General features: G+C 68.1%; 13 protein-coding genes and 2 pseudogenes. 8 read left to right on the plus strand and 7 right to left on the minus strand.

All coding sequences use genetic code 11. From position 1 onward, the window contains the following. Positions 1 to 1081: protein kinase domain-containing protein (locus U9983_RS24095; RefSeq protein ID WP_322756203.1), on the minus strand; the 1081-nt coding region annotated here is incomplete at its 3' end. Positions 1082 to 1346: 265 nt separating this feature from the next. On the opposite strand from U9983_RS24095, the gene U9983_RS24100 reads away from it, so the two are divergent. Beyond that, complete coding sequence (locus U9983_RS24100; RefSeq protein WP_322756204.1) at positions 1347 to 1472, plus strand: hypothetical protein; 126 nt, start codon at positions 1347 to 1349, stop codon at positions 1470 to 1472. 97 nt (positions 1473 to 1569) lie between these two features. Then, the gene (locus U9983_RS24105; RefSeq protein WP_322756205.1) at positions 1570 to 1839 is read left to right on the plus strand and encodes a DUF397 domain-containing protein; all 270 of its coding nucleotides are present in this window, start codon (positions 1570 to 1572) and stop codon (positions 1837 to 1839) included. A gap of 29 nt (positions 1840 to 1868) precedes the next feature. Here U9983_RS24105 and U9983_RS24110 read toward each other — a convergent pair whose 3' ends face one another. After that, the gene (locus tag U9983_RS24110; RefSeq protein ID WP_322756206.1) at positions 1869 to 2717 is read right to left on the minus strand and encodes a helix-turn-helix transcriptional regulator; all 849 of its coding nucleotides are present in this window, start codon (positions 2715 to 2717) and stop codon (positions 1869 to 1871) included. Between the two features lie 223 nt (positions 2718 to 2940). On the opposite strand from U9983_RS24110, the gene U9983_RS24115 reads away from it, so the two are divergent. The 3 genes from U9983_RS24115 to U9983_RS24125 all read left to right on the plus strand — a co-directional run bounded on the left by U9983_RS24115 (position 2941) and on the right by U9983_RS24125 (position 5495). After that, positions 2941 to 3624, plus strand: coding sequence for a hypothetical protein (locus U9983_RS24115; protein WP_322756207.1), 684 nt, complete (start codon positions 2941 to 2943; stop codon positions 3622 to 3624). Positions 3625 to 4023: 399 nt separating this feature from the next. Continuing rightward, the gene (locus tag U9983_RS24120) at positions 4024 to 4431 is read left to right on the plus strand and encodes a hypothetical protein (RefSeq protein WP_322756208.1); all 408 of its coding nucleotides are present in this window, start codon (positions 4024 to 4026) and stop codon (positions 4429 to 4431) included. Between the two features lie 131 nt (positions 4432 to 4562). Next, positions 4563 to 5495: a WD40 repeat domain-containing protein gene (locus tag U9983_RS24125; RefSeq protein WP_322756209.1), complete on the plus strand. Its 933-nt coding sequence runs from the start codon at positions 4563 to 4565 to the stop codon at positions 5493 to 5495. A 324-nt stretch (positions 5496 to 5819) separates the two neighbouring features. Here U9983_RS24125 and U9983_RS24130 read toward each other — a convergent pair. The 3 genes and pseudogenes from U9983_RS24130 to U9983_RS24140 all read right to left on the minus strand — a co-directional run bounded on the left by U9983_RS24130 (position 5820) and on the right by U9983_RS24140 (position 7872). Then, positions 5820 to 6232 (minus strand): annotated as a pseudogene (locus U9983_RS24130) (Uma2 family endonuclease). A 213-nt stretch (positions 6233 to 6445) separates the two neighbouring features. Then, positions 6446 to 7405 carry an aldo/keto reductase gene (locus tag U9983_RS24135; RefSeq protein WP_416211512.1) on the minus strand — a complete coding sequence of 320 codons (960 nt, stop codon included), beginning with the start codon at positions 7403 to 7405 and terminating at the stop codon, positions 6446 to 6448. Positions 7406 to 7464: 59 nt separating this feature from the next. Continuing rightward, positions 7465 to 7872, minus strand: a complete 408-nt coding sequence (locus U9983_RS24140; RefSeq protein WP_322749819.1) for a MerR family transcriptional regulator — start codon at positions 7870 to 7872, stop codon at positions 7465 to 7467. Positions 7873 to 8084: 212 nt separating this feature from the next. Between U9983_RS24140 and U9983_RS28115 the strand changes: the two genes are divergently transcribed. Continuing rightward, complete coding sequence (locus U9983_RS28115; protein ID WP_416211510.1) at positions 8085 to 8198, plus strand: helix-turn-helix domain-containing protein; 114 nt, start codon at positions 8085 to 8087, stop codon at positions 8196 to 8198. Positions 8199 to 8255: 57 nt separating this feature from the next. Here U9983_RS28115 and U9983_RS24145 read toward each other — a convergent pair whose 3' ends face one another. After that, positions 8256 to 8537 (minus strand): hypothetical protein, encoded by a 282-nt coding sequence (locus U9983_RS24145; protein WP_322780476.1) that lies wholly within the window; start codon positions 8535 to 8537, stop codon positions 8256 to 8258. A gap of 242 nt (positions 8538 to 8779) precedes the next feature. Further along, positions 8780 to 9259, minus strand: coding sequence for a pentapeptide repeat-containing protein (locus U9983_RS28120; protein WP_416211513.1), 480 nt, complete (start codon positions 9257 to 9259; stop codon positions 8780 to 8782). Here U9983_RS28120 and U9983_RS24155 point away from each other — a divergent pair. Together U9983_RS24155 and U9983_RS24160 are read left to right on the plus strand one after the other, a co-directional pair. Next, positions 9171 to 9404, plus strand: coding sequence for a hypothetical protein (locus U9983_RS24155; protein ID WP_322756213.1), 234 nt, complete (start codon positions 9171 to 9173; stop codon positions 9402 to 9404). The genes U9983_RS28120 and U9983_RS24155 overlap by 89 nt on opposite strands. A 46-nt stretch (positions 9405 to 9450) precedes the next feature. Continuing rightward, positions 9451 to 9771, plus strand: a pseudogene (locus U9983_RS24160) (nucleosidase); the annotation flags it as partial.

Consider the following 9771-nt stretch of genomic DNA (forward strand, 5'->3'; position numbering starts at 1 on the left):
CGGGACGCGCCGGCGCCCCGCCACCCGGGCCCGTCCCGGTCTGCGCGGGCGCCGTCCAGCCGCCGGCCGGGACGCCGCGCGGCGACGAGAGCGCGGTTTCGTCAGCCGAACCGGCCGTGCTGGTGATGTGGGAAAGCGTCTCGGTGGCGGAGTCGAGCCAGACGGAGAGCCAGTCGGATCGGGTAACCGGCACGGCGCCGTTCACCGCGGCATCCCCGGTCGCGGTGAGCCCGACGGCGGTGGGACGGCAGCGCTCCCCGGGCGGGTCGGCGGCCAACGCGTCCAGAATGTGTTTGACAAGCGCCGGCCGGTTCGCGGTGAGCGGGTTGCGGTTCAGCTCCTCCTCGAGCGCGGCCACGTCGACCCAGCCCAGTCCCTCGACCCGGGGTACCAGGTGGCCGAGCAGGACCTCGGCCATGGTCACCACGAAGGCGAACCTGTCCGCCTCCGGTGTCGGGATCGGGTCGACCACCCGCAGCTCGGGCGCGGCATAGGGCGCGGTGCGGCCGACGATCCCGGTCCCGTCGGTGAGCCGGGCCAGGCCCAGGTCGACCAGGACGGCGACGCCGTCGTCGCGGACCACGATGTTCGACGGCTTCACGTCGCCGTGTGCCACTCCCTGGACGGTCTGGCCGCCGGAGTGCATGTGGTCGAGCGCGGCGGCGACGGTGCGCAGTTTGCGGATCCGCTCGCTGACCCGGGCGTCGGGGTTCTCGTCGGACCATTCGCGCAGCGTCATGCCCGCGACGAAGTCCATGACGACGTAACCCACGCGGGTGTTCGGGTTGGCCGCGCCGGCAAGGTGCCAGGACGGCCCGATGAACATGGTCGTGACGCGGACCAGACCGGGGTGGCTGAGAGTGGTCAGCAGCCGGCTTTGCTTCTCCCAGGCATCATCGCCCGGCGGCCGGAACATGGTCTTGACCGCGACCGTGGCGCGTCCCTCGGTGGAAAGGGGCAGCTCCGCTCGCCACACCTCGCCTTCGCTGCCCCGCCCGATCATCTCCTTCAGTACGTAGGTGTCCGGCCGCGTGGTTGGGCCGACCCAGTGCGCGGCCGGCTCGACTCCGGTTTCGGTCATGCGTTCCCCCCAGGGATGTGCTGGTCATGCGGTTGGTGAACGGCGCCGCCAGGGCGCCGAGGGTGACGCCGAGCCAGCCGGACGCCGCCTGCTGTGCGCGGGCTGTGGCGAACGAGGATCGACGCGGATCATTTGACGCGAGACGTGACGATAGCGGCCCCCTTCCGGGCAACCGCGCGAGCGTGGGATGTCCGGCCCGGTGGGCTGAGCGTAGGGGCGGTATGCGCCGGTAACGAGGCTGTGCCGGCACAGGGTGGTCGGCCCTGTGCGGGCACAGGCCCAGACCGGCTTGGGCGGCACAGTCTGGGCGATCCCGGCGAACTGCGGTGTGCTCGACGTGCCACCAGCCAGCCAGAGCACCGTCGATCCGTCCGACGCCGCGGCGCGCTGATGGCTCTCTTCGGACCGGCCGTCCCGCCAACGGGGGGCGGGACGGCCGGTCCCGGAGCTCGGCGTCCCATCGGCCCCGCGCACACCGAAGGAAGAACATGTCGATCAACCCTGCGATCAGCATTCTGGCCGACGCCGCCGTCGGGACGGCCGGCCGCCCAGCGTCGTCGGCGCCGGCCTGGCGGCGCAGCAGCTTCTCCCGCGGCGCGGAGATGACCTGTGTCGATGTCGCGTTCGCACCAGGCGAAGTCGTCGTCCGCGACTCGAAGGACCCGGCTGGGCCGGTGCTTCGGTTCTCCCCACGGGAATGGGAGGTGTTCGTGCGTGGCGTCCGCAACGACGAGTTCGACGCGCCGCCGGACCGGTAACCACCGTGGCGGTGGCGGCGCTGTGGCGGTCACCGCCCGCCGCCTGCGTGCTTTGCGATCATCGCCAGCGAGTCCTCGATCGACGTCGCAGCGCTCTCGGCGGCGGCCAACGCCGCCGCATAGACGCCGACGGCCTCGGGGTCGTCGACGAAGAGGTTCTGGACCGGCTGCTCGGCGTAGACCACGGAGGTGACGTCCTCGTGGTCGAACTCGAAGATCGTGAAGGTGACGCCTTCGGCTTCGTGGACCGGCGCCCTGAAAGGGATGACCCTGACCCGCACGCCGGCGGTCTCGACCCGGTGCAGAACGTGCCGCCACTGCCCGGCGGTCACGTCCGGGCCGCCGATTTCCCGGTGGAGCACCGCCTCGTCCAGGAGCACTGTCAGCGCAGGCGGGTTTTCCCGATCGAGGATGCGTTGGCGGCGCAGTCGCAACTCGAGCCGGCGTTCCCAGACTGCGCGGGTGGCGTCGTGTGCCGCCCCGAGCAGCGCGCGGGCGTAGTCGGCGGTCTGCAGCAGGCCGGGAATCAGCGACGTCGTGTGTAGCCGGACGCTGGCCGCGCCGTCCTCCAGACCGTAGAAGGTAGCGGAGTCGGGCGGCACGACATCGGTGAACTCGTGCCACCACTCCTTGCCGCGCGCACGCCGCGTCAGCTCCGTCAGCTCCGCGAGCTCGGCGTCGTCGAGCTCGAGGACACGGGCGATGGGTGGCACGTCGTGTAGGCGGATGCCGGCGATGCCGGTCTCCATTCGGCTGACCTTCGCCCCGGAGCACTCCAGCTCGCGAGCCAGGTCCTCGATGGTGAGCCCGGCACGCTGGCGGTACCTGCGCAGGCCCTGCGCGAGCCGGCGGCGGGCAAGGACCGCGTTCGTCGCCATGACAAGCCTTCCCATCTCCCCCTGATCGCGGTCGATGCGACCCCGTTGACCGATCCAGGCAGCATCGGCATACTCGGATCGTATATTGCGAAACGTAATTTACTAGAACTAGCTGGCTGGCGCTAGCTGGTCGAAGCGGCACCAGGACAGCGGCACCAGGACGGCCCGTAGGCCGGGTGCCACGACGATCTCCCGCCGACCTCATTCCCGTTTGGAGACCCGCATGACCACGTTTCCCGCCCACGGCGACCAGGATCCGGTCTCCGGCCTGGCCGCATCCCCACCCGGCTCCCCGACGCACGACCGTCCCGAGCCCGGCCAGCACTTTCCCCCTCCGACGCCCGCAGGCCAGCAGCCCCTACCGACGTGGGTCGCCAACCCGGCCCAGAACCCCAACCTGATCTGGACCGGGATCGCGCTCGCACAGGCTGCCCTCGTCATGTCCCTGCTCGGCGTCCTCGCCGGCTGGGGCTGGTTCGTCGTGCTCACGCTGCCGTTCTGGCTGATCCACACGGCGAACGTCTACCTCGGCGGCGCCTTTTACGAGCTGCCCCACCACGCGCTCGACCGCATCCGGACAGTGCGCGCCGCGACCGAGCCCGGCGCCCCCCCGCTCCCGCCGGTCAGCCCCGCGCCCTCACCGATGATGCGCCGCAACCTGATCATCAATGGTGCCGCCCTCGTCGCGTTGCTCATCGGCACTATCCTGTGGTGGGACACCGCAGGCGCCGGGAACCCGATCAACACGAAATGCTCCGACTTCATGGCCATGCAGCCCAAGCAGCAGCAAAGGCTTCTCCTCAGCCTCCCCTACTCGGACATGAATATGCTGGCGAACCACTTTCAGTACCTCACCAGTTGCGCGGCGTCCGGGGGGAAGCTCGCAGACCTCATGCCGCGAAACTGATTCGGCGAGTGGTCAAGGCGATCGTAACCTCGCCCTCGCCCTCGCCCTCGCCCTCGCCCTCGCCCTCGCCCTCGCCCTCGCCCTCGCCCTCGCCCTCTTTAGCCTCTACGGTATTACGAAAATCAAGGGAACAACCGAATTCATCGCCCGCGACCGCAAGCGGGCCATCGTTTTCCTCGCAACCTGACGTGAGAGATCGCTACGCGAGGTGACTTTGCCGAGGTCATGGGGTGAATGTCGGGGTGCACAGACTACTCTCGACAGAGATCCGAAGCCGCTATCGTTCTAAACAACGGTCGCGTTATCGACAGGGGGACAGCATGGCCCAGAATGATCGCTCCTGGCGGGGCATCCGTGGGTAAGGTAAATGTTCTGGACACCGTCCGTGCGGTCGCGATCGTGCTCGCTGGCGGCTTCACGCTCGCCGCATGCTCCTCCGGTACACCGGCTACGTCTGGCGCAGTCGCGAGCCAGGCAGCGCAGAACGGGTCCGGAACCGACTGCGGTGCCTTTGCCGGTACCGCCGAATACAAACTGGTCGTCAAGGGGAAAATCAGCTGCGCCGACGCCAGCAAGGTGATGGTGGCGTACCTGCAGCAGGGCGCTGCAAACAACCGGGACGGCGTGCATGTGAAGGTCAACGGTTGGTCCTGCATCTTCGACCAGGACCCCACGTCGGCCGTGGCACATCTCAATGGTTTCTCGTGTATGCGTGACGGCGATGTGATCCAACTTTTGGTTGATCCAACTGTTGCCGACGTTGATCCAACTGTTGCCGACGACGCCGGAAGGATGACCCACGAATGAACGGCTCAACACGGCGCCGAATTTCCGGCCGATCAGGCGGTGGAATCGTCGTCTTCGGCGTGTTTGCAATGTTATTGGGCGCCTGCGGCGGGGGTCAACCCGCTCCCGCCGCCGACCAGGCCCAGAGGGGCTTGGAAACAGCACAGCAGCCGAGCATAAAAGCCGCATCCGGCAGGCAGGGAACCGTACTGAAGATAGCCGGGGGATTTGCTCTTGACACGGTGTTCAGCCCCGACGGGAAGACCCTCGCCGTTGCCGCGGTGCTTACGGCCAGCAACCCAGGCTCGGGCTCGATCGAGCTGTGGGATGTCGCCACGGGCCACATCAGGACGACCCTTTCGGACACCGGCGCCGCCGTTTCCAAGGTGGCGTACAGCTCGGACGGGCGCACCATCGCAAGCGCCGGAAACCACGGCACCGTCCGGCTCTGGGACGTGGCCAGCGGCCAGATACGGCAGACGCTCGACGAACCGAAACCTGGCACCGAGGACTGGCTGACGGCGATGGCGTATAGTCCGGACGGGAATTTCGTCGCCTCGGTCGACGCCATGTGGAACGTCGTAACGGGTCAGCGCACGCCCATTGTCCCGACCTTCACGAACGCCATGTACAAGCGCTGCATCGCGTTCAGCCCTGACGGCACCCGCCTGCTCGTCTGCATCGACGGCTACGTCGACGTGCTGGACGTGGCGACCGGGAAGGTCGTCGTCGACTATAAAGGGCACCGGGCCGTCGTCAGCGACGCGGCGTTCAGCCCCGACGGCAAGACCGTCGCCTCGAGCAGCGAGGACGGCATCACCCAACTGTGGGACCCCGGCACCGGGCAGGACGTCGCAACCCTGCAGGACGCCGGCGGCCTGGCCGCGTTCAGCCCGGACGGCAAGTACCTCGTCACAGGCGGCTCGTCCGGACCGAAGCTGTGGCAGGTGGACAGCCGTGCGGCCGTCGCCACCCTTGCCGGGCACTCCGACAGGATCACCTCTGCCGCGTTCAGCCCGGACGGCAAGACCGTCGCCACCAGCAGCCTCGACAAGACCGTACGGCTCTACCCGGCCGAGGGATGACAACATAGCCCAATAGCGCTTAGCCCGCAGCTTTTCCCCGATTGGCAACCGTAACCACATGGCCTCATCCTTTCGAGTGGGCGTCGGGGTCGGACATGCGCCGCAGTCTGCACGCCGCTTTCAGCGTTGAACCCTCACCGCTGCTTACCGCCGGTCCCGCGGTCACCGCAGGGGAACAGGCCGGCTTCCGGTCTGGTATCCGCGCCGCGCTCGCCATGGCCGGCGCGTGCCCCACCTGCCAGCAGCCCGTCGTCCTGCCCCGCCAGCCAACGTCAACTTGGCCTGACGAAGTACTACTAGTACCGAAGCGCGCGACAGACGTCGCTACAGCCGAGTAAGGCCGATCTTGACTGGGAAGGGTGCGGCAGCGTCGACGACGCCCGTGAAGACCTCACCGGCACGGTCGTCCTGGTTGCCGGGTCGAGGACGTAGGTACAGACGACCGGGACGCCGGCGGGGGGCTGCTCGACCCGCCAGTAGTACGAGATTCCGGCCCTCGCGTACTGCTCGGCCTTGACAATCCGGTCGGTCGTCTCCGAGCCCGGCGAGACGACCTCGACGACGAGCAGGATGTGCTCGGGCCGGGCCGGCATGATGTCGATCGTGTCTGCGCGGTACACGACGACCATCCCGGCCACGATCTCGATGCCCGCGGACTACTCCTCGGATCAGGAGTCGTAATGCTCCGCCGTGATCTGCTGGTGCATCCAGGCGGGAGCGACCATCTCCGCAGTGATGGCGCACCTTCTTCAGGTGACCCGACGGCCTGATCGTTCCGCTGTGAGATGGAGAGGGAGAGGGAGAGGGAGAGGAACACCCCGTCCGGGCGGAGCCACGCTGATCCCTCTACCGGCATTTTCCCAGCAACGGAAGCTGTAGCCAGAGGCGTCTCTCGGCCGCCGCCGCCGCCGTCGTCGTCATCAGCCGCACCGTCTCCCGCTGTTTCGGGGTTACGGCTGTTCCATGTGGACAGTCGCCGGGTCGGCGCGTCGCCCGGTGGCCGCGACGCTCAGGCCGGTGGTGGTGATGGCCAGGCCGACCGCGCCGAGGTTGTCGTTCAGATGGGCGCGGTTCGCCGTGCCGGGGATGGGCACCACGTCAGTCCCCTGGGACAGCAGCCAGGCGAGCGCGTACTGGGCGGGAGTGCAGCCGTGCTCGGTGGCGGCCTGGCGGAGCTGCTTGGCGAGGCGCTGGTTGGCGGCGAGGTTGTCCGGTTGGAACCGCGGCATCTGGCGACGCAGGTCCGCCGGTGCGAGGTCGTCGGCGCTGGTGATGGCGCCGGTGAGGAAGCCACGGCCCAGCGGGCTGTACGCCACGATGCCGACGCCCAGTTCGCGCGCGGTGGGCAGAACCTCATCCTCGATGTCGCGCGACCACAGCGACCACTCGGTCTGCAACGCCACGATCGGGTGGGTGGCGTGCGCCCGACGCAGCGTGCCGGAGCCCGCCTCGCACAGTCCGAGGTGGCGGACCTTACCCTCGGCGACCAACTCGGCCATGGCGCCGACCGTCTCCTCGATCGGCACGCTCCGGTCCAACCGGTGCTGGTAGTAGAGGTCGACGTGATCGACGCCGAGCCGCCGCAGCGACGCCTCGCAGGCCTGGCGAACGTACTCGGGCCGGCCGTTGATGGCGAAGCCGCCGTACCCGTCACCAGGGGTGAGCCCGAACTTGGTGGCGATGACGACCTCGTCGCGACGGCCTCGCACCGTCCGCCCGATCAGTTCCTCGTTGGTTCGGGGGCCGTAGACGTCGGCGGTGTCGAGCAGGGTCACACCGCGATCGAGGGCATGCAGCAGCGTCGACCGCGCTTCGGCCTGGTCGGCCGGCCGGTAGAACCCGCTCATGCCCATGCAGCCCAAGCCGAGCGACCCAACCGCCAGCACGCCACCGAGCCAGCGGTGTGGCACGCCGGCCCCGTCGTTCGGCAGGTGTCCGTCGTGCGGACCCTGCCCGTCGTCCCCGGTGTTCACGCCGACTCCCCAGCACCTACGCCGGCGAGGAGTGACGAACGAGCGTCAGCCGGCCGCGGACACGCGTCGATCTTGCCTTCGATCGTCGCCAGGCAGTCGTCGATCCGCGCCCGCTGGCGGCGTAGCCGTAGACGTTGCTCCTCCAGGATCTGCCGTAGCCGGCCGGCTGTCTGCCCGCCCTGGCGAGTCAGCTCCAGGTATTCGTGCAGCACCCGCAGCGGCATCCCGGTGCCGCGCATGCGGATCACGAACCGAACTGTCGCGAGGGTGCCCTCGTCGTAGACCCTCCTGCCGGAACCGTCACGACCCACCGGGCCGAGCAGACCGATCCGCTCGTAGTAGCGCAGCGTGTTGGGACGCACGCCGCACAGTTCGGCGGCCGCCCCGACCGATATCAAGGTCATGAGCCAACCGTAGGACTTCGCGCGCGGGCGAAGTCAACCTCGAACACTCTCAGCCAGAACGTGCGCGGTTCGTCAGTGCCGTTAGCAGGCGGTCACCGAAGGTCGGTGTACAGCGCCCACGCATATACATTGCGACGTCGTGAGCTGGGCGGCCTCAAGGAGTCAGTGCGCCACATGTGACAAATCTTGTGGCTCACTGATGGGAGACTTGGGTGCGGGGTCAGGCGTTGACCGCGGAAGACCGCGAGGAGATTTCTCGTGGGATTTCGGAGGGGTTTTCGGGATCGGCTATTGCTCGGCTGCTGACCAGGGACGCTGCCGAGTGAACCCGACGCCGGCAACATCGACAGCAGAGCCGGCAGGGTGGGACGGACCGGCATAACTCACTCGTCCCAGTCGCCGGCGCCGCCAAGCTGCTCGATCCGCTCGGGCGACAGGCCGGTCAGGGCTGCGACGCTGGCGGTGAGCGAGCCGTCCAGCACCTTCATCGACTCGACCATCCCGCGGCGGATCTCCGCACGGCGCTGCTCGAGGTATGCCCGGACCGCCTCGGCCACGAGGTCCTTCTTGGATATGCCGAGGAAGTGAGCGGCCTGCGAGATCAGCTCGTCCGTCGCGGGGTCGATCTTCAAGGGTGCTTGGCGTCGGGCGCCGACGGTCGTCATAGCCATCCGCACCTTCCCAGGACCTTGGTACCCAAGTACCTCAGGTCGCCGTCACCCCGAAGGAAACCTGAGGGGTGACGTTGTGCTCGCTCAAGGACATCACCCGTCCACCTCGTGCTGGCAGGCAGGGTGCGTCGGGAGCCGGCGGGCTCATAGGTCCAGAAAGGTGGCGCGCGTGAGGGGGCGTCCTGAGGGAAACCAGGACCGCACGAGCCTCGAGAACGGCGAATCGGCCGACGATGTCAAGATCTCAGTCTTCCCGACAATCCGCGCGAACGCGTCGTCCGCCCCTTGGCTGTGGACCGGATCGAGGCTATGATCATAACCTCCGAATGGCGACGAAGAGCGGTCGAGGCATGGACACCCAGCGCGGCCCGGCACAGGCCCGGCCGCTTGACGTTCCATTTCCACCAGGACGGGAGGCGGGTTTCGCGATCCCCGAACGCCTGGTTCAGCTGGTCCTGGGAAAGCCCAGCAACCTCAGTGAGGTTCGCGCCACGCAGGTCGGTGCCACGCAGGTCGGTGCCACGCAGGTTCGATCCTTGCATGTGCGCCTCACTCATGTTCGCCCCCGGCAGGCGTGTGTGGGTAAGGATCGCATTGCTGAGATTCGCGTGGTGAAGGTCAGCTTCGGTGAGGGATGTCGAGCGGTTTCTGCTCTCACTGCCTGGAATCGGCCGCTGGTCAGCTACCTTCGTGATGATCCGAGGGCTGGGGCGGATGGAGGTGCTGCCCGACGACGCCGAGCTTCTGAAAGCCGTGCATCGCGTATACGGCGAGCCCCCACCGGGGGACCTCGCCACCCTGTCCGCGCGCTGTGTCCCGAACCAAGGATACTGGGCGCACTATCTGAGGGCTGTCCAGTGACCCGCTCAGCCGGCTTTCCCGCGGTGTTGCCCGGCACGGTGGTGTCGTGAAATGGCTGGTGGTCGCGGCCGTCGAGGCGGAGGCGACGACCGTGCCGCGCGATCATCCCGGGCTGCTCGGTGTACTGATCACCGGCGCCGGTAAGACGGCGGCCGCAATCGCCGTCACGACAGCCCTCGCCCGGCTGCCGGATCCCACCTCAATTGGAGTCCTGAACGTCGGCACGGCCGGCGGGTTGGACTCCGTGGGACCTTCGCTGCGTCGGCCCAGCAAAGCGTGGGCATGGGATCTTGATGTCGCATCGCTGCTGGCGCTTGGTATTCCTGTCCAGGACCAGGTCCCGTTGGATGGTGGGGACGGATCCTGT

The sequence above is a fragment of the Protofrankia sp. Cas3 genome (genome assembly GCF_963555955.1).
Classification (GTDB): domain Bacteria; phylum Actinomycetota; class Actinomycetes; order Frankiales; family Frankiaceae; genus Protofrankia.